General features: G+C 69.1%; 16 protein-coding genes and 4 pseudogenes. 13 read left to right on the forward strand and 7 right to left on the reverse strand.

The genetic code is table 11. The annotated features are described in order from the left end of the window. The first annotated feature begins 55 nt into the window (after positions 1 to 55). From ACZ7JA_RS28925 to ACZ7JA_RS28935, 3 genes are read left to right on the forward strand one after another with little or no spacing between them, the layout of a single operon-like run. Positions 56 to 667: a peptidoglycan-binding protein gene (locus ACZ7JA_RS28925; RefSeq protein WP_470811289.1), complete on the forward strand. Its 612-nt coding sequence runs from the start codon at positions 56 to 58 to the stop codon at positions 665 to 667. Positions 668 to 678: 11 nt separating this feature from the next. Then, positions 679 to 948 carry a hypothetical protein gene (locus tag ACZ7JA_RS28930; RefSeq protein ID WP_470811291.1) on the forward strand — a complete coding sequence of 90 codons (270 nt, stop codon included), beginning with the start codon at positions 679 to 681 and terminating at the stop codon, positions 946 to 948. Next, the gene (locus tag ACZ7JA_RS28935; protein ID WP_450746339.1) at positions 945 to 1,733 is read left to right on the forward strand and encodes a peptidoglycan-binding protein; all 789 of its coding nucleotides are present in this window, start codon (positions 945 to 947) and stop codon (positions 1,731 to 1,733) included. Before ACZ7JA_RS28930 ends, ACZ7JA_RS28935 begins: the two co-directional genes overlap by 4 nt. Before the next feature lie 181 nt (positions 1,734 to 1,914). On the opposite strand, the pseudogene ACZ7JA_RS28940 reads toward ACZ7JA_RS28935, so the two are convergent. Beyond that, positions 1,915 to 2,106 (reverse strand): annotated as a pseudogene (locus tag ACZ7JA_RS28940) (aldo/keto reductase); the annotation flags it as partial. A 109-nt stretch (positions 2,107 to 2,215) separates the two neighbouring features. Here ACZ7JA_RS28940 and ACZ7JA_RS28945 point away from each other — a divergent pair. Further along, a pseudogene (locus tag ACZ7JA_RS28945) lies at positions 2,216 to 3,525 on the forward strand (cellulase family glycosylhydrolase). A gap of 407 nt (positions 3,526 to 3,932) precedes the next feature. Continuing rightward, the gene (locus tag ACZ7JA_RS28950) at positions 3,933 to 5,228 is read left to right on the forward strand and encodes a hypothetical protein (protein ID WP_470811293.1); all 1,296 of its coding nucleotides are present in this window, start codon (positions 3,933 to 3,935) and stop codon (positions 5,226 to 5,228) included. Between the two features lie 912 nt (positions 5,229 to 6,140). Here the strand turns inward: ACZ7JA_RS28950 and ACZ7JA_RS28955 are convergent. Further along, positions 6,141 to 6,296, reverse strand: a complete 156-nt coding sequence (locus ACZ7JA_RS28955; RefSeq protein WP_389298824.1) for a hypothetical protein — start codon at positions 6,294 to 6,296, stop codon at positions 6,141 to 6,143. 621 nt (positions 6,297 to 6,917) lie between these two features. Here ACZ7JA_RS28955 and ACZ7JA_RS28960 point away from each other — a divergent pair. After that, the gene (locus ACZ7JA_RS28960) at positions 6,918 to 7,574 is read left to right on the forward strand and encodes a hypothetical protein (RefSeq protein WP_389451168.1); all 657 of its coding nucleotides are present in this window, start codon (positions 6,918 to 6,920) and stop codon (positions 7,572 to 7,574) included. Between the two features lie 123 nt (positions 7,575 to 7,697). Then, positions 7,698 to 8,033 (forward strand): hypothetical protein, encoded by a 336-nt coding sequence (locus tag ACZ7JA_RS28965; RefSeq protein ID WP_470811295.1) that lies wholly within the window; start codon positions 7,698 to 7,700, stop codon positions 8,031 to 8,033. Between the two features lie 56 nt (positions 8,034 to 8,089). Here the strand turns inward: ACZ7JA_RS28965 and ACZ7JA_RS28970 are convergent, their stop codons facing one another. Both ACZ7JA_RS28970 and ACZ7JA_RS28975 read right to left on the reverse strand, forming a co-directional pair. Beyond that, entirely contained in the window at positions 8,090 to 8,407 is a 318-nt protein-coding gene (locus ACZ7JA_RS28970) for an endo-1,4-beta-xylanase (protein WP_470811358.1), read from the reverse strand. A gap of 297 nt (positions 8,408 to 8,704) precedes the next feature. Then, positions 8,705 to 8,992 carry a hypothetical protein gene (locus ACZ7JA_RS28975; RefSeq protein ID WP_351673110.1) on the reverse strand — a complete coding sequence of 96 codons (288 nt, stop codon included), beginning with the start codon at positions 8,990 to 8,992 and terminating at the stop codon, positions 8,705 to 8,707. Between the two features lie 1,301 nt (positions 8,993 to 10,293). Between ACZ7JA_RS28975 and ACZ7JA_RS28980 the strand changes: the two are divergent. From ACZ7JA_RS28980 to ACZ7JA_RS28995, 4 genes and pseudogenes are all read left to right on the forward strand, one after another. Continuing rightward, positions 10,294 to 11,517: pseudogene (locus ACZ7JA_RS28980) on the forward strand (hypothetical protein); the annotation flags it as partial. A 29-nt stretch (positions 11,518 to 11,546) separates the two neighbouring features. Next, positions 11,547 to 12,257, forward strand: a complete 711-nt coding sequence (locus ACZ7JA_RS28985; protein ID WP_470811297.1) for a hypothetical protein — start codon at positions 11,547 to 11,549, stop codon at positions 12,255 to 12,257. Between the two features lie 269 nt (positions 12,258 to 12,526). Next, positions 12,527 to 12,700, forward strand: a complete 174-nt coding sequence (locus ACZ7JA_RS28990; RefSeq protein ID WP_470811299.1) for a hypothetical protein — start codon at positions 12,527 to 12,529, stop codon at positions 12,698 to 12,700. A gap of 261 nt (positions 12,701 to 12,961) precedes the next feature. Continuing rightward, a pseudogene (locus tag ACZ7JA_RS28995) lies at positions 12,962 to 13,144 on the forward strand (hypothetical protein); the annotation flags it as partial. Here ACZ7JA_RS28995 and ACZ7JA_RS29000 read toward each other — a convergent pair. After that, positions 13,143 to 13,766, reverse strand: a complete 624-nt coding sequence (locus ACZ7JA_RS29000) for a hypothetical protein (RefSeq protein WP_470811361.1) — start codon at positions 13,764 to 13,766, stop codon at positions 13,143 to 13,145. The pseudogene ACZ7JA_RS28995 and the gene ACZ7JA_RS29000 overlap by 2 nt on opposite strands. On the opposite strand from ACZ7JA_RS29000, the gene ACZ7JA_RS29005 reads away from it, so the two are divergent. Next, positions 13,702 to 13,842, forward strand: coding sequence for a hypothetical protein (locus tag ACZ7JA_RS29005; protein ID WP_470811367.1), 141 nt, complete (start codon positions 13,702 to 13,704; stop codon positions 13,840 to 13,842). The two genes, ACZ7JA_RS29000 and ACZ7JA_RS29005, sit on opposite strands and share 65 nt — an antisense overlap. A gap of 306 nt (positions 13,843 to 14,148) precedes the next feature. Here ACZ7JA_RS29005 and ACZ7JA_RS29010 read toward each other — a convergent pair whose 3' ends face one another. Then, a complete protein-coding gene (locus tag ACZ7JA_RS29010; protein ID WP_450751253.1) occupies positions 14,149 to 14,736 on the reverse strand; it encodes an ALF repeat-containing protein in 588 nt (195 codons plus the stop codon). A 517-nt stretch (positions 14,737 to 15,253) separates the two neighbouring features. Between ACZ7JA_RS29010 and ACZ7JA_RS29015 the strand changes: the two genes are divergently transcribed. Continuing rightward, the gene (locus ACZ7JA_RS29015; RefSeq protein ID WP_470811301.1) at positions 15,254 to 17,086 is read left to right on the forward strand and encodes an AMP-dependent synthetase/ligase; all 1,833 of its coding nucleotides are present in this window, start codon (positions 15,254 to 15,256) and stop codon (positions 17,084 to 17,086) included. Between the two features lie 7 nt (positions 17,087 to 17,093). Here ACZ7JA_RS29015 and ACZ7JA_RS29020 read toward each other — a convergent pair whose 3' ends face one another. Continuing rightward, positions 17,094 to 17,471, reverse strand: coding sequence for a hypothetical protein (locus ACZ7JA_RS29020; protein ID WP_470811303.1), 378 nt, complete (start codon positions 17,469 to 17,471; stop codon positions 17,094 to 17,096). Between the last annotated feature and the right edge of the window lie 94 nt (positions 17,472 to 17,565).

Below are 17,565 nucleotides of genomic sequence, written 5' to 3' on the forward strand. Positions count from 1 at the left end.
CGACTTCTGATCACAAGTCTGATCAACAAGTTAGAGGGGCGTCGAAATAATGACAATGAGCCTGACCGAGCTGCGCGCCCTCGCCAAACAGGCCGGGTTCACCGACAGTGACATCAAAATCGCGGCGGCCGTCGCCATGGCAGAGTCCAAAGGAGACCCAGGCATCATCGGAGACCAGGGTCTGGTCGACCACAAGTGGGGGCCGTCCATTGGTCTCTTCCAGATACGCTCCCTCAAGCATCCAGGGCAGTTCTCCCCGCCGGACACGCTCAGGATTGAGGGAAAGCTCAAGGACCCGCTCTACAACGCCAAGACGGCAAAGGCCATCAAGGACGCACACGACTGGAATCAATGGTCCACGTTCGCGAGCGGGGCCTACAAGAAGTACATGGACGGCGGGCCCGCCACCCCAAGCAGCTTCGAACCGTTCCCTGGGGCGTCGTTCTTCCACACCGGTCGGAAATCGCCGATCGTCGCCGCAATGCACCGTCGGCTCGTCGCCGAAGGTTGCAACCGGTACCAGTCGAGCGCCAACTCCGACGTCTGGGGCCCGGGCGATGTGAGGTCCTACGCCGCCTTTCAGCGAAAGCTCGGCCTCGCAGGTGACGATGCCAACGGCATCCCCGGCAAGACCAGCTGGGACAAGCTGCAGGTCCCCAACGTCTAGAGGCCGAGGCCATGGTCGTCGCAGAAGCGATCGGAGGAGCGGCGACGAGGGAATTCGTCCCCGGTCGCTCGTCGAATGTGAACCGGCGACGCGAATCTGTGGAACTCAAAGGACAGCTCATGCCCCACAAGAACTTCGATGACGAGGACGTGAAGGCGGCCCTCGAGAAGACCGATACCGGCGATGGACCCGGAACCGACAACCTCGACGGCCTTCCGGAAAGCGACTTCGTCGCCTTCGCCGAGGACGACGTCGAGAACGACGCGGAGGACTCCAAGTGACCGCCACCATCGCTTACGACCGTGCCGTCTCGAACCTCATCGACGAGCTCAGCGCGACGGGCCACGTCACCCACAAGTCCTACAGGAAGACGTCGGTCACGCTGCACCACAACGGCGCCCGGCTTTCGCACCAGGGTGTGCTCAACGTCTGGAAGACGCGTCCGGCCTCGGCCCACTTCGACGTGGACGCCGCCGGTGCCGTCGCTCAGTACGTCAAGGTGAACGAGTACGCCTGGGCCGTCGGCGACACGGCCGGCAACCAGAGCACCATCAGCATCGAAATGGCGAACGAAACGCTCGCGCCCGGCTGGACGATCACCGAGGCCACCTGGAAGAACGCCGCACGTCTCGCCGGCTGGCACTTCGCCAAGGTGATCGGCGAACGCCCCAGCAGGAACAACCTCTTCTACCACCACCACTGGTCCTCGACCGCCTGCGCCGGCCCGTACATGGACAAGATCTACGACAAGGTCCTCGCGGCGGCTCAGGAGGCGTACGACCACTTCAAGGATTCACACCCGGCCCCCGGGCCGCACACCGAGCCGTTCCCGGGTGCGTCGTTCTTCCAGACCGGACGGAAATCGCCGATCATCGCCGCAATGCACCGTCGGCTCGTCGCCGAAGGTTGCGACCGGTACCAGTCGAGCGCCAACACCGACGTCTGGGGCCCGGGCGATGTGAAGTCCTACGCCGCCTTTCAGCGAAAGCTCGGCCTCACAGGTGACGACGCCAACGGCATCCCCGGCAAGATCAGCTGGGACAAGCTGCAGGTCCCCAACGTCTGACCGTCCTCGCTGATGGGTGCATCGAGCAGCAGCCCGGGAGGCACCGGGTCAGAGTTCATACACGGAGAGGCGGCACCCTCTGCGCACAGCAGGGGACTCCGGGCCGGCCGCCCTCCCCGAGGCACTCTCAGGGCACATCGCTGACGCGGGCTCCGCAATGTCGTGTCGATCACGCTGACCGTCTAGACCCATCCGTGTGAAAGGCGTAGTTGTCGGAGGTGTCGACGAGGGTCCCGACGGCCTCGGCATAGCGGTCGAGGACGCCGAACGAGGTCTTCTCATCGGTGCGCGACCCGAACAGCATCGCGCCGAGGGCGGGCACGCTCACGTCGCGGCGGGTGGCCGGATCGGTGCCGACGGTGCGGTACTTCATGCTGGTCCTCCCCGTGCATGGCTGGCAGCACGGGAGTGTTCGGCTTGAAGTGCACGCGAAGTCACGGAACCCGACGCCGGCTCACCGGAGGTCTCCTGTACTGCCTGCGATGCTGACGGCGGACGCGGTCCTCGCCGGCTTCCTGGCCCGCGCCACCACCCACGCCGAGGAAACCGGGCAGGACGTCCCCCGGCTCACCGACCGGCAGGGGCGGGTGCTCACCGGGCACGACTGGAACATCGGGACAAGACGCATCGGGGCGAGGAGGCCTGACCGCCGTCACCGAACGCCATCTTCGCGACCTGCGGGCCCGGGGCTTGGACTTCGCCCGGCTGCTGGTCTTCTGGGACGACCTGGAGCCGCGACGTGAAGGTCGTCTTCGACCCCCACCAGGACGTCTTACGGCCCGCGTTCGGCCACCGCGGCATACCCGAGTCGGCGAACAGGACCGACGGACTGCCGTGCACCGCGCACCCGCACGACTGGTTCGCCGAGTACTTGGAGCCCGCCGTGCAGCGGGCCTTCACCCACCTGTACGAGGAAGCGGACCTACGGCGCGCCCAGGCTGCCATGTGGCGCACCCTCGCCGCCCGGTTCGCCCACCACCCGGCCCTGCTCGGCTACGACCTGATCAAGGAACCGATGGGCGAGCAGCGGCCGGGAGAAGACTTGGCGACGGCAGCGCGCCGTGTCGAACGCGAGCCGCTGTCACCGATGTACAACCGCCTCGCCCACGCCGTCCGTTCGGCCGACCGGGACGCCTGGCTGTTCGTGGAGCCTGCCCCGGTCGTGGGCGAGGGCGTACCGACCGGCCTCGGCCGCGTGGAGGCCCCTCGGGTGGTGTACGCGCCGCACTTCTACGGCACCGCCATGGAGGAGGCGCCGACTACGACCCCGGGGCCGGCTGGGTCGAGGCGCACCAGCGGGCCGTCACCGGGTACCCCAGGCGCTACCGGGTCCGGGTGGTCGTCGGCAAGTGGGGGCCGCCGGACAGCACGCTGTGCCGCACATGAATCTCTTCTACCGGGACGCGCTGGCCTCCCTGCGCCGTTGAGACTCCGGCTGGGCGGGCTACGTGTGGTGCTATGGCGGTGGGTGCTGCGCCGTGGACGACACCGGCGCCTTCCGCCCCCACAAGTAGCTGACCGCCGAACCGTCCGCGGAGGCGGTGGCGGGCACGATCCGCTCCGCCGGGTACGACCCCGGGGCGGGCGTCTACCGCCTCACCTACCGCGCGGCCCCCACGGTCCCCGGACGACCACCCTGTCCCTGCCGCCGGGCCCCTGGCGCGTCACGGCCGCCGGCGACGCACGCGTCCTGGCCGCCCCGGGCGGCGAGGTGACCGTCACCGCGACCCGCGGCTGGCCGCACCAGGCGGTTCCGCCGCCTCCGCCGGGGTGCAGCACGCCCGCACGGTGACTAGCGTGGGAGTGAGCGAGTCCGCGGCGCGCATCCGCCGGGTCGACATAGTCCTGGAACCCTGCCGTCCGCCGACGAACGGGCCGGCGGTTCAGGTCGACCTCGTCGCTTCCCACGAGCCCCGCCGCGGCCCCGGCATGGCAGCGCGAGTACGTGCTCAGTCCGGCCCCGAAGACGGTCGTGGTCGGCCTGTCGCGGGTCAGGGAGTGGACGGGCGATTTCCGGCCGCCCCCGGGCACCGGGGCCCCTGCAGGTACGGGTCCGCGAGGTCGAGTTCATCCCACATGACGAACCCCGCGAGGGCGCGTTCCTGCGCACGTCCACGCCGGACGAGAGCAAGGAACGAATCGTGTTCACGGACACGGTCTCGCTGCCCGGGCTCCGATCGGCCGCGAGGAGGTGGTCCCGTGAGGATTCACAGCAACTCACCCGCCAGCTCTCGCCAGCGGGCGCAACGGACGCTGGCACAGGCGTGGCCCAGACCATCGCCCGTCTCTCTCGCGTTGATCACGCTGGTTCTCCTCGTGACGATCGGGATGCTGGCCTGGTTCGGCTACGAGGACTTCGTGGGGGCGCTGACGTTCGCCGGCCGCCTCACCGGTGCCGTGCTCATGGCGGTGGCCTTCACCACGCTGTTGGGCGCTATCGCGGCCACGGACCACTGGTTGTCGCACAAGTACGAATACTCCGGGGTGATCGCTCTGATGGCCTCGTTCGCGGCCGCGCTGACCAACCTCCTCGTCGCGGCCGAGATCCTGAAGGACGGTGATTACTGGTATTTCAAGGCGCTGTTCATCGTCCTGACGGTGGGCTCGGCCTGGGCTGCCTTTGCGGTGTTCCGCACATCGGTTCTGATCCCCGCTCCCAAGCGAGTGGCCGCCACGGTGATCGTCACCACGGTCATCGCGGTGGCGAACTTCGGCTACCAGAACCTCTACCAACCGTCCCAGCACGAAACCACGCCGGTCGTCAAACTGACCGTGGGGAAAAGCATGCAGAACCGGGGCGGCAAGTCGTTCTCCGTGCCGGTGGACATCGAGATCGAGAACCGCGGTGATGCGGCTTTCTACGTCCTGGGCACCGAATTCCACGCCATGGCGGAGACGGTGCACCTGAGCCGGAAGGACAGGTCCCGTCGGGAATGGCAGGGCGACTCGGAGAAATGGAGGGACTTCCAAGCGTTCAACCCGGTATCCCGTAGGGAGATCCACCAGCCCGGCCAATTGGTGTCGGCGCAGCCGTGGATGCCCGTGGGACGATGGATCTACGCCAGGGACAAGTTCTCCGCGCGAGTGGTCGTTCAGCTCCCCAAGAGGACCCCGTACGACCAGCTGACCTTCTACGCCAACGCGCACCTCACACGCAAGGACCTCTCTTCCGTAGTGCGTTTCGGTCCCCCTGCGTTCACCTGGAAGAAAGCCCAGGTGCCCGCATGGGTGAAGAGTCAGAAGGACTTCGACTCCGTCATATACAAGAGCGAGATACGGGAAAACAACTCGGTCGACGCAAGAACGAGGAAGCCGCGGTACATCACCGTGTACTGGCAGTTCGGTCTGCACGGCGTCAACATCATGGAAACAATCAACATTGCGGGCACCGGAAAGGACGAGTCCCAGGAAGTGGTGGAGAACCGGTACGGGGTACGCGTGGTGTCCGCGGGTCCGGTTGAGACGACCCTGTGGGACATCAAGAACCAACGATGACCGGCACGCCCGCGCCGGATGCCGCGGATCGTTCGTCCGGCAGGCTCTCCAGCCGGGCCACGAGGCCGGCGAGCTGTTCGGCGGTCCCAGAGCGGGAGTGCCCATGCCCAGCCGGGCCTCCCATACCACCTGGCAGCGCGTGTCGGTGTCGAACATCTCCGCGGTGAGCGGATGCCGTGCGCAGCGGCAGAGGTCGATGAACTCGTCGCCGTGCGACCGCAGGCCGTGGACGTAAGCCCGGACGGAACGTGGCTGCGGCGGGCAGCCGGCGCATCGTGGGCACGACCTCCGCGTCGAGGAACGGCTGCGAGAGGAAGAACCCGTTCTGCTTGGTACCCCACGGCCCAGCATCCCTGCCGATCGTCAGCCGCCGAGAGTCCCCATGCACGTCATGCACCGGCTCGTCGCCTGCAGCCGCGTGTTCCCCCCAGTGGCGATGGCTGGGCAGCCTTCGCTGATACGGCCCCAATGCCCGGGAGACGGTTCGAGTTGCAGGCACACGTACCCGGCCACCTTCACCACCCTCCGCCGCGACTGCACCCCGCACGTCACCCCAGTCCCCTTCACCTTCGACGCGTCCACCGGCCTGGCCCAGGTCACCACCCGGGCCAAGGCCCGAAAGCCCCGGAATGTGGCGGCGGGCTGCCCGGCGGTCCGCGTCGCGCTCTGCCAGGCGGACGGCTTTCGGCTGGGTCACCCTCGAAGGCCGGGCCACCGTCACCGACGACCCCCCGCGCCTGGCCGAGGCGGTCCGCTGCCACATCGGCCGCTACCGCCCGGCCCCGCCCGCCCCGTTGAACCTGGTCGTCGTATGGTGGGCAGCTTGTACTGGATCAGGGCGTGATGGCTGGCCTCCAGCATCTCCTCGATCCGGACGCCGGTGTGCTGCAGGAAGTCGATCGTGGCCCAGGCTCAGAACGCCCGCTCCTCGAGCAGCCCCGGATGGAGGCGTCGGCCGGACTCGTCGTAGGCCCGGAACGGAGTCGACGAGTCCTTATTTTGGCGCGTGTAGGTACGGCCCCTGAACGTGAACTGGCCGCCGAGTGGGGCGGCCTGCAGGGCGTCCATCCCCTCACGGGCTTCCGTCCAGTTCGCCCTGGCAGCGCGGACGACGGTGGACAGCAGCGCGGTGGTTCTCGCCTGGTGGGTCAGGCCGGAAAGTCCACGGCGAGCGGGGGCACCAGGCGGGAGGCCGGCCCAAGCGCTTGGCTCCGTCCGCCTGAGGATGCTTGCGCTTCCGGGTGCGTTCGGCCCAGTAGTCCATGAGGCTCGGATCGTCTTTTGATGCCGTTCCCTTGACGGGGATGTGCCTCACGATCTTGGTCCAGGCGAACTTGTACAGCTATCTCTCCGTCTCCGGTCACCGAAGACCCATCGATCCTCGCGTTGCGAGTGGTAGCGCCCTCAGTGCGGACTTCCCCGCCGGGGAGGCAGCGGTGCTTCGGCCGACGCCGCAGCCTGCCCGGTCCGCGCCGGCCGAGGCGTTGAGCCACTGCTCCGATGTACCCGTCCCCGGCACCTTGGCGCGCGGTAGTGCTGGCCGGGCGCCGGGCCGTGCGGCTATGGCAGTGAGCCGGGTTGGATCCGGTGCCTTCAGCGCATTGAGTTGCTGAGACACCAGCAGGCTCAGCAGGACGGCGGCCGTGGTGGGGTCGGGGCGCTCTTGCGGACCGGTCCTACGCTGGATGCATGGCCACCGATCCCTTGCTCAGACAAGGTCCCGACTCGACGGATCTGATCCTGCGCGGCGGCTCGCCGGCCGGGCCGGCGCGGATCGCGCTGACCTCGGCGGGGCCGGCGCTGTTCACTCCGCTCGCCCTGGTCGTGCCGACTCTGCTCGTCGCCTTCTGGATGGCGCTGGCCGGGGCGCGGGCGTCGACCGTGTTCGTGGTGGTGGGGGTGATCGCCGGGTTGGAGTACCTGCTCGGCTGGCCGGCGGTGGCCTATTCCCGGGCCCGGCGCATCCTGCGGGTGGAGTTCGCGCCGGCCGGGGTGCCCGCGTCCCTGCGGTTGGTCCGGGCCGCCAGGCCGGACGACTGGCTTCCCGTCGACACCCTGCGCGAGGTGCGGCTGACGCACGAGGTGGTGGAGCCGTACGAGGGGGACCGCAAGCCGACCGTCTCCACGCTCGCGCTGGAACTCGTCCTGCGGGGCGGCCGGGAGCGGCTCGCCCCGCTCCCGTTCGGCGGCGACCCGCAGCGGCTCGCCGACGCGCTGGAGGCCCTGCTCGGTCCGGCAGGGGTCGTGGTGGAGCTGCGCACCGAGCGCAGCACGCGCCCTCGGCCGCTGTCCAACTCCGGCTGGACCTCCGGCGGTTCGGCCTCGGCCGGCTCGGCTGGCGGCTGACCCCGGGCTGCCCGTGGCGCTCTCCGGCCGGGGAGCGCCCGTGGATGCAGCCGGCGGAAGGCGGTGCGGGGCGGCCTGCCGCTGCTTGGGCGCGTTGAGCCGCAGGGTCGGCAGGGCCGCGGTGTGGGCCTGCTCGACGGCTTCCGGGTACGCCTCGCGCTTGGCGTGCTAGGCGAGCGCCCGGTGGATGCTGGCCACCGAAGGGTGGTGTCCCTGGCGTTTGCCGGTGGGGATGATCAGGTCGGGCTGGATCTGCTCGACGGACTCGCCGCTTGCGCGGCGCCGGAGCACGGTGTGCAGCATGTCGTCGGTGATGACCGGCGGCCGGCCGCCGTGCTTGCCCTTGCGGGCCGCGGTGTCGAGCCCTCCAGCGTCGACTCGCAGATGTTCTCCCGCTCGGTCTCCGCCATCGCCGCGAAAAACGCGAACAGAAGTTTCCTCGGACCGGCGGGTTCGTAGATGCCGGGCAGGGGCCCGGCGAGCATCTCCAAACCGAGAGATCGCACCTTGCTTCCTCACGCCTCGTCAAAGGCCTCGAGCAGGCGCTCGTACGCCGGCTTCGGCCGTAGGGCTGCGTCCCATGGCAGAGAATCGGCCGTGCGCGCAGGATAGATCTTGGTGTCGGCGGTGGAACCGTACCGGTCGGTGAATCCCCATGTGGAGAACGATGTGCAGTTCGGCTCCTCCAGGCAGCCCCGCAGCTTGCCCGCCATCTCATCAGCCTGGGTCTGCCGCCCGTCCTCCTCGTCCTCACCTACGGGGACGGTGGGTCCTACTTCTCCAGCAGCGGCAGCATGGCGGACCCCGACGACGTGACGACATACGGCACCCAGGCCACGGCGGGAGTCAACAGCGGTCGTCTGACCGGTGGTGGACTGCTCGGACTGGACTGGCTCCTCGGCTGATGCGGCGCTGGCTGGGCCGCCGCTCGGGGCGACCCAGCCAGCAACCCCCGGCGTACGCACGGGGCGCGAAAGATGGACGCCATGCGATCGTCCATGCGTTCGTTGTGAGTAGGGCAGCGGTGCTCGCAGCAGGCCCAGTCACGGATGCTGCATGAGGTTGCCGCCTTCAGCACACCGCCGCAGCTGGAGTGCTGTAATGCCGGCGGGTCTGCCTCGTTGAGGTGTCTACAAGCAGGGCTCGATCCTGTCGTGCACCATGTAGATCCTGATGACCCGGCGGCCACCCAGGTATCGCGTCTCCCCCTGGCAGAACGTGCTGGAGGTGCCGTCCTTGAAGTAGACGTACCCCGACCACTCTCCTGCCTGGATGCTGTAGCCACCGGAGTTGAGGGTGTAGCTGCCCTCACAGTTCTTGGCCCAGTCGGCGATGGTGCCGCTTGACGTGTAGTACTTGTAGTGCAGGTAGTTGGGCGCGCAGACGGCCTGTGGAGCCGCCGCGGCAGTGCCGGGCACAAGACCTCCGAGGGCGGCGGCACCAGTGACGGCAGCGGCGACTAGGCACCGGCTCGTACGGTTCAAAACGATCGTCCTCCAAGCGCGAGAGACATGGGTCAGGTGTGCGGGTCGTGATGCTCCGGCGTTCCGACCACCGACAGCTGGCCACTAGCTTGAGTCGGTCAGGCCTGGTACCGCGACGGTTGGTGCCATGATTCGAGCAGGTTCGAATGGATGGCTGCGGGACCAGCAGGACCGGACAGCCGAAGGTCCCTTGAACGAGTTCACCGTGCACGCCGCCGGACTCACACGTTCTCGCTTCGCTGTCTCACCGCTGCACGAGCTCTCGCGATCTTGTGTTGGAGGCCGAATGCCAATCCCGCCGTCGCCGCTCTCGCTATGCTGGGCGGCGTCTCCGCCTGGGCCACCGCCCCACCGCTCGGCAGGCTCGGCCGTGAGAGTCCACTGGACGAATGGCGGTGAGCTGCTGCTGGACATCTTTCGCGAGGGCGGGACGCGGCTAGCATTGATTTCTGCGGCCATGCACATCTCAGTCGACTTCCACATGGGCGAAAGTGCCGGCGCACTGGAGATCCAGGTAACTCCGGACTTCTGCGTACGCGACCGCTTGCTGTTCCAATGAGGATTCGGAAGACCAGCACACCCGCCGGGTGGTGAACCAGGACGGCTGGACCCTCAAGGACGAGGAGGGTCACTCCTACACATTCCCACTTTCGCCTCGACGGGCGTTCCACGGCCCGCGTCCACCCCGGGGGCGTCACCGACGTCTTCCAGGACCGGCGGGCGTACGTGTTGAACAACGACCACGACACCGCGATGCTGCGTAACGACCGGGGCCGGTTCGTCGACGAGGTGTCCGGGTGGGTTGCCACCGCGAGCACCGCCACTGATCCCCCCTTTGCCAGTAGCTGTAGGTGACGCCGACCGGTGAGCCTGCGCCCCATGGGGGCCTCCCAACCGGTGGGGGAGAGGCTCGAAACCGGTCTGGGGCGGCACCCTGATGGGCGCTGGCTGCGCCCGTCACCGAGCCACGCCTACCGAGGACGTTGTCCCGTACGGCTCTGCCACGCACGCCGAGCGTCATCCAGGGCCAGGCGCGCCTTCGGGAGTTTGACGTCCGCATCCTGGCGGGTTCGTATGTCCTCCAACCGCTCCTTCGCCGCCTCCACTTGCTCCGTCGCCGAAAGAGCCTCCTGCAGCTCGGCCCGGGCGGCACGGACGCTTCCGGCGCCCGTAGGCTGGCCGTGCCGATGCGCCAGGTGCAACGCCTGGCCCCGTGGGGCCCGGCGAGGCTGGGCCCCACCACCGCCATGCTGGAAGCGCTCGGCAACAGTCCGGAAGCGGCGAAGAGGTTCTTCGCCGATCCGCCGACCGCGTACAACGAGGACGGCACGGTCAACCACGGTGCCACGGCCGGCCTCGGCAAGAACAAGGACGGCGAGGCGATCGACAACTACCTCGACTTCTTCGGCAACGAGAAGTGGGAGTCCTTCCCCGACGTCAACTCGCTCGACGACAAGGAACTCAAGGCGTCGCTCGGCCAGATGCCCGACGCCCTCGGCCACGCCCTGGAGGCGGCGACCCTCGGCTACCCTGCCGGCCACCCGGACGCCGGCGTGGAGCGGGACGGGGACAACGCCGCGGTCATGCAGAAGGTCATCGAGAAGTACGGCGCGGACCCGGGTCTGCTCAAGGAGCACCAGGAGACGATGGCCGACAGCCTGGGCGTCATGGGCGCCGGCTACATCGACGACATCAACTGGGCGTTGGACAAGAACGATCCGGACAGCGTGTTCGCGCCCGGCGGGAACGCGGACGGGCACATCGACTTCGCGGACACCGCGGACGGGAACGGGCGGAGCGCCGTCCGGGGCTTCCTCAGCACCCTCGGCCAGCACCCGGACGCCTACGCGACCGTCTCGACCGCGGAGCAGGTCTACACCCGAAGCGCGCTGGAAGACACAGTGGGCCCGGACGGAAAGATCCACGAGGGCGCTGCCAGGGCGACCATGCGCGTGGGCGCCGAGGTGCAGGGCATGCTCGACCAGTCCCGTGCCGACCAAGTAGAGGCGACGAACCTCAAGACCCACGAGGACTACGAGAAGGCGGTCGCCAAGCGGTCGGGCTGGGTCGAGTTCGGGGCCACGGCGGGCCTCGCGGCAGGTGTCGCCTTCCTGCCCGCGACCGCGGCCGTGGGCACGGCCGCGGTACTCATCCCGCTGGCGACGGACACCGCCAGTGGTGCCGCCGAGCAGGTCATCGGCCAGATGGTCGGCGACTTCTCCGACAACTCGGTAGATGAGCACAAGGAGAAGCTGGAGGAGCTCACCAGGGAGGAGAAGACCAAGATCTACTCCGGTGGTGAGAGCATGGCCGAGGCCCCGATGGGGGAGTTCCTGGATCGTCACGGTGTAGGCAAGGACAGCGTGTTCGGCCAGGATCTGCGCGAGTCGATGCTGATCGGCTACGGGGTCGGTAACGACCGGGAGAACCAGCAGGGCAACGACCCGGAGACCGGCTGATTCCGGTGGCCGGCCGAGGAGACATGAGGATGCGGACAGTGATCAGTCGTGGGTCGGTACGCGCGGGACTGCTCTCCGCGGCCGTGGCCGGCTCGCTGGTTCTCGGAGCCACCGGTTGCGGAGGGGACGGGGACGGGGACGAGGAGAAAACGCCCAAGGACTACAAGGCGGTCGCGGGGACACAGCTCTGCGGTGGCAATGCCGTGTCCGCCGACGCATCCAAGGCACTGAAGGTGATCACAGGGTCGTCGCGGTTCGAGGCGTCGGGCAAGGAGTACTCCGTGGCAAAAGCTGCGGCGAACCTTGTCGAGGCCTCCGCGGGCTCCACCGTGACCGAGGACGTCTGCCGTGTCTTCACGCCCATCGGCACGCCGGAGGTCCAGCTCAGGATCACCTGGGATCTGAAGGACGGCGCCCCGACCGGTACCTCGGCCCCGAAATTCACGGTGCTGAAGATGGGGGAGCGAGCCGTGACGGCGGCGGACATGGCGTACGTCTTCTTCGCGTGCCGGAGCGACAAGCTGGCCGGCTCGTCGGAGGCGGCCCACATCGTCGTGGGGGTCGAGCGCTGGGACATGCCGAAGCCGCCCGAGGGCGACGTCGAGGCGTTGAAGGACGCCTACGCGACTGTGGCGCACTCCGTCTCCCTGGCCATGGCCAAGGAACTGCGCTGCGAGAAGAACGGCGGGCTTCCCGCGGAGCCCGTGCTGGAGCCCCCGCAGCCATCGGCGACGCGGTGACGACCATGAGCGGGGCGGCCCTTCCTGTCCGGAGGAGGTGCCGCCCGCTGTGTGCGGTGCGCCACGGTTGGCGGCAGGCTCCCTTAGGTGCGGGTCCGGCGTTGGTGAGTGTTCGTCGACGGGGCAGCGCTGGGTTCAGGGGCCATGCCCCAAGCGTCGCGTACTCCAAGCCGACCGCGACGGCTTACGGCGAGAGATGGGTAATGACTTCTTCGTCCCGAAGCAACTACGGCGGGGGTGTGGCCTTGGGCTGATCTGGCTCTCACCTAGTGCAACGGTCCACAGGCGTCAGCGGTTGTCCGCTGCTGTTCGTCTGCCTTGTCACGCAGTTAGACACTCGCCACTACCTGCCCGGCGGCCTGGAGGACTTGAGGGTCTGGACGGGCGCCATGACCTACGACCAGGTGCACTCCCAGGTCTTGGGCACCCTCGACGGGATGTAGGACGCGTTTCGACGGGCGGCCCGCTCAGCGAGCAGGCCGCCCGAACAGCCATCCCCCCAGTCCCGCCACACCGTTCTTGCACTCCCGTTCTCAACGGCACGCGCCCGGCCAGGCCAGCCCCCAGGCGCCGCGTAGGAAGAACCCATCATGAACCCGTTTGCCATACCGCGGCCTCCGGAAGGGTCGTGGGCCTAGGGCCAGAAGACGTTGGTCCGCGCGTATCGCCAGCGCAACAGGCTTGGTACTACTGGCAGGTCTGCTCTGACTCCCGCCAAGGAGCGCACCTGGTCCATATGGCGCGGCTACCAGCAGGTCACCCACCTCACCGGTATCTCCACCGGCACACAGAGCAGGCAAGTATCCGTCTACCTGCGCGGCATGAACAGTGACCGCGTTCTCGGCTCCGACGGCAAGACCCCAGACCCCGACAAGCGCAGCCCGATCAGTTGGCCGACGTGGTCCGTGTCATCTCGGCTGCCTCGGTGATGGCGCGTTGTCTGAGATCGCCGAACAGCTGCATCGTGACGGCGGCCAGGACGTCGTCCCCGCCAACAGTCCGCCCGTCCCCGCGGCGGGTGGACAGGGTGAGGAGGGGGTTCTTGAGCAGCGGGGCTGGGGCTGGCTCGCCGGGCATGACCAGGCTGACTGTCCCGAACTGCTTGACCCCGCCCTCGCGGACGACCTTGGCCGCGTCCCGGGCCAGGTCCGTCAGGAACACGCTTGCGATGCCGTCCAGGTCGCGGACCATCGCCGGGACCGCCCTTACCCGCCGGCTCCTCAGCAGCCTTCTCACTCCGGCCTCGAACCGGTGGGCGCCGGCCACACCACTCGGTGTACGCGCCCCGCGGCGCTCACGAAGAGACACGAGCGCACCATCGGCGTTGCGTACCTCGCCCATCAGGCCGTGGAAGGTCGGGCTGTGCAGGTACCACGCCGATCCCACCTCCAACTCGACGTTCCGGTCGATCGCCGAGATGAGGTCCTTGGGAATCAGCCTCTTCATGGTCTCCTCGGCCGCCGCGCTTCTGGCCCCGTCGATGATCTCCGTCAGCACGGTCCGTGTCACCGACGCGGCGGCCCACGCGGCCGGCCGGGAGACGGGCAACGAGGTCACGTCCCTGAACACCGCTTTGACGAGCTGAGGCCTGAAGGGCAGGTCGGTCACGACGGAAGCGGTCCGCGGACCGCTGCGTTCGGTGCGTAGGGGTTGTGTGGTCATCGAAGAATGTGCTTTCTGCTGTCGGAGGGGTCAGTGGCCCGTGCCGCACCGGGCGGCGAGGCCACAGAGCTCTGCGGAGGGCGTCGATCCGGCACAGGGCCTGCCGGGCGGGGCCGCCGGCACACAGAGGTGCAGGCGACCTCGCCCGGGTTCTCGGCGTTCCGGCGACCGTGCGTGCGGCAGGGGGTGCCGCCCGGGCTACCCGCTGTGGTGCGGCGCGCTGTGCCGGTCAGGCGACCTGGTACCTGCCGACTTCCAGGAAGTGGCGCAGTGCTTCGGGTGTGTTGTCGTCGAGGGCGGCGTTGGCTGCCGCGCGCAGGGCCGGGCTGACGGACGGGTCGGCGAGGATGCGGGCGATGGCGACGCGGTCGTCCTCGGCCTGGGCGATGCGGTAGCCGGTCTCCAGCCAGGCGCGGATCGCGTCGGAGTCGTCGGCGTCCAGGAGGGCGTTGACCTCGGCGATGACGCGCCGGCCGCTGTCGGGGTCGGCGAGCAGGCGCGTGATGGCGACGCGGTCGTCCTCGGCCTGGGCGATGCGGTAGCCGGTCTCCAGCCAGGCGCGCATAGCCTCGGGGTCGTTGGCGTCCAGGAGGGCGTTGGCTTCTCGTGTCACACGCCGGCCGCTGTCCGGGTCGGCGAGGATCCGGACTATGGCCACCCTCAGGTCGTCGGCGTCCGGCTCGTCCGCGGACGAGGGCACCGGAGACGCCGTCACCGCGGTCGGTGCCGCCGTGGCGGCGAAGGACGGGGTGGCGAGCAGCAGGGCCGGGGCGAGGATGCCCGCGGCGATGCAGGGCGTTACGCGATGAAGTCGCAAGGGGAGTGCTCCTCTTCGTTTGCTACGGAGGTGAGTTGAGGACGCCTCAGGGCGTTCACTTCGGTAATGCTGCCACTTGGGTCTGACAGTGGCAGTTGCCCCGCTGCGGTCGCAGGGCACCGTCGTCGCGGACGCGACCGGCGATGGCGGCGCGGCCTCGAGAGGGGTGGCCTCAAGCGCTGCTCGTGGCTGTCGGGGCATGATCGGGGCGAGACGATTCCTGGGGGCACGTCAAGGGAGCCGCCCACGGGCACTCGTGCTCCCCGCGCCCGCGCGGATAGTCCCAACATCACGTCGCGGACCGACGCCGCGGCTCCGTGCTCCCCGCGCCCGCGGGGACGGTCCCGCGCCGGCTGCACCGGCTTCTACGGCGTGGGAGAACCCCCGGCACCGGACACCGCGCACCAATGCAACGAGAATTGGCGGACAGCCCCTAGGCTCCCGGGATGACGGCCGGTATGTTGCGCCCCTGCCCGCCGCGAGGCGGGCACGGTGAACGGCTCATCATGGGGGTAGCGTGCGCGACTTCAGCCTTCCGGCACTGGTGGAGACCCTGGCGGCGGGAGGCCTTGCGGACTCGGTGTACGAGGTGGCGGAACGCGACCCGAAACTGGAGCAGTTGGCGCGGTGCGACCCCCTGGACGACCAGAGATGGTGTGCGGTCACCGCGGCCGAGTTCCGCGACGAGGTCCTGGCGCTGGCCAAGGGGCTGCTGGCCGGCGGGATCCAATTCGGTCACCGCGTCGCCGTGATGTCCCGCACCCGTTACGAGTGGACGCTCTTCAGCTACGCGTTGTGGTCCCTCGGCGCCCAGGTGGTCCCCGTCTACCCCACCTCCTCGGCGGACCAGGTCCGCTGGATCCTGTCGGACGCGCAGGTGGTGGCCGTCGTGGTGGAACACGAGGACCATGCCATGACCGTGGGGGCGGTCTGCGACCAGCTGCCGCTGCTGAGGGCGATATGGCAACTGGACGCCAACTGCGTCCAGTGGCTGGCGGACGCGGGCTGGGGCATCCCCGACGACGTGGTGCACCAGCACCGCAGCGCAGTGCAGCCGGGCTCGGTCGCCACCATCGCCTACACCTCCGGCACCACCGGCCCCCACCCCAAGGGCTGCCTGATCACCCACGCCGGTCTCGCGGCCGAATGCGACACCCTGAACGCGGGCTGGCGGGAGGTCCTCGCCGAGCCCGGTGAACAGCCGGCCGTTCTGGCCTTCCTGCCCCTCTCCCACATCTACGGTCTGATGGTGCAGGTCGTCTGCATGCGCGGTGGCATCCGGCTGGGGCATCAGCCGGACCTGTCCCCCGCCGCGCTGCTGCCCGCCCTGGCGTCGTTCCGGCCGACGTACGTCTTCGCCGTGCCGTACATCTTCGAGAAGATCTTCCATTCGGCCAGGCGTTCGGCCGAAGCAGCCGGCCGGGAGGCGCTCTTCGACCGGGCCGCGGACGTCGCGGTGCGCTACGCCGAGGAAGTGGAGCGCCGGGACAGGGGCGAGGGCTCGGGGCCCGGACCGCTGCTGAAGGCCTCGCACACCGTCTTCGACCGTCTGGTGTACGGGCGGCTGCGGGCCGTCCTCGGCGGCCGGGTCCGGTACGCCACCTCCGGCGGGTCGAGTCTCGACCGGGAACTCGGCCTGTTCTTCGCCGGAGCCGGGGTCACCATTCACGACGGATACGGGCTCACCGAGACGACCGCCGCCGTCACCAGCCAGCCACCGGGCCGGCCCCGCTTCGGGACCGTCGGCAGACCCCTGCCCGGCTGCTCCGTCCACGTGGCACGGGACGGGGAGATCTGGGTCCGCGGGGACGTCGTCTTCTCCGGCTACCTCGGCGATCCGGCGGCCACCGGGTCGGTGCTGCGCGACGGGTGGTTCGCGACGGGCGACGTGGGCCGGCTGGACGACGACGGCTTCCTGGTCATCACCGGACGCAAGAAGGACATCCTCATCACCAGTGGCGGCAAGAGCGTCAATCCCCGGGTGCTCGAGGAGCGGCTGCTCAGACATCCCCTGATCTCCCAGTGCCTCGTCGTAGGCGACAACCGTCCCTTCATCGCGGCACTGATCACCCTGGATCCCGAGGCGTCCCAGCACTGGTGCCGGCTTCGCGCACAGCAGCACGCCCGCCCCGGGGAGGCGCCGATCAACGAGGAACTGCGTGGCGAGATCCAGCGGGCCGTGACGATGGCGAACGCGGCGGTCTCCCAGGCGGAGGCGATCCGCGCGTTCCGGATCATCCCGAACGAGTTCAGCACGGCCGACGGCCTCATGACGCCGTCGCTGAAGCTGCGTCGCGCCGCGATCGTGCAGGCGTACGCGGCCGACATCGAAGCGCTGTACGGCTCCTGAGGGCCCCTCACCGGTGGTCGGACCGCCTCGTTGCTGATCGGGTGCGCCGCTGGTAGATCGCGGCGTCGGAGACGCCGACAGCGGCCGCGGCCGCGAGGACGGTCGTCCCCGGAGTGCGCAATTCGGCGAGGAACCGGGCGACGCGCTCCGGGGCCAGCCGCATGGGCTTGAGGAAGCCGTGCGGCACCGAGGCGGCGCTGATGACGTCGCAGGCGGCCGCGAAAGCCGGGTCGTCACGCGCCACGTTCCCGGGTCTCCGGTGCCCAGGATCAGCTCGGCGCGGGACGGGCAGGCCGAGGGCCAGGAGGCGGAGGTAGTCGGCGCGCAGGGCGCGGCCGCGTTCGTCGAGGGCGTCCCGGTTCCGGCCGGCGAGCGCGACGGCCAAGTGGGTGTTGGTGCGGCCGCACTCAGACGGCACGCAGGTCGATGCCCAGCCCGGCGGCCGCTTCGTCGACGGCCTGGCCGTGCCGCAGGGCGGC

The sequence above is a fragment of the Streptomyces sp. NPDC038135 genome (assembly GCF_055601245.1).

Bases quoted from the DNA above. Each gene is read 5' to 3' on its own strand.
- ACZ7JA_RS28960 (WP_389451168.1), top strand. From the start codon at position 6,918: ATGGCCACCGATCCCTTGCTCAGACAAGGTCCCGACTCGACGGATCTG.
- ACZ7JA_RS28925 (WP_470811289.1), top strand. From the start codon at position 56: ATGAGCCTGACCGAGCTGCGCGCCCTCGCCAAACAGGCCGGGTTCACC.
- ACZ7JA_RS28930 (WP_470811291.1), top strand. From the start codon at position 679: ATGGTCGTCGCAGAAGCGATCGGAGGAGCGGCGACGAGGGAATTCGTC.
- ACZ7JA_RS28985 (WP_470811297.1), top strand. From the start codon at position 11,547: ATGCGGACAGTGATCAGTCGTGGGTCGGTACGCGCGGGACTGCTCTCC.
- ACZ7JA_RS28955 (WP_389298824.1), bottom strand. From the start codon at position 6,296: ATGGACGCCCTGCAGGCCGCCCCACTCGGCGGCCAGTTCACGTTCAGG.
- ACZ7JA_RS29005 (WP_470811367.1), top strand. From the start codon at position 13,702: ATGGTCTCCTCGGCCGCCGCGCTTCTGGCCCCGTCGATGATCTCCGTC.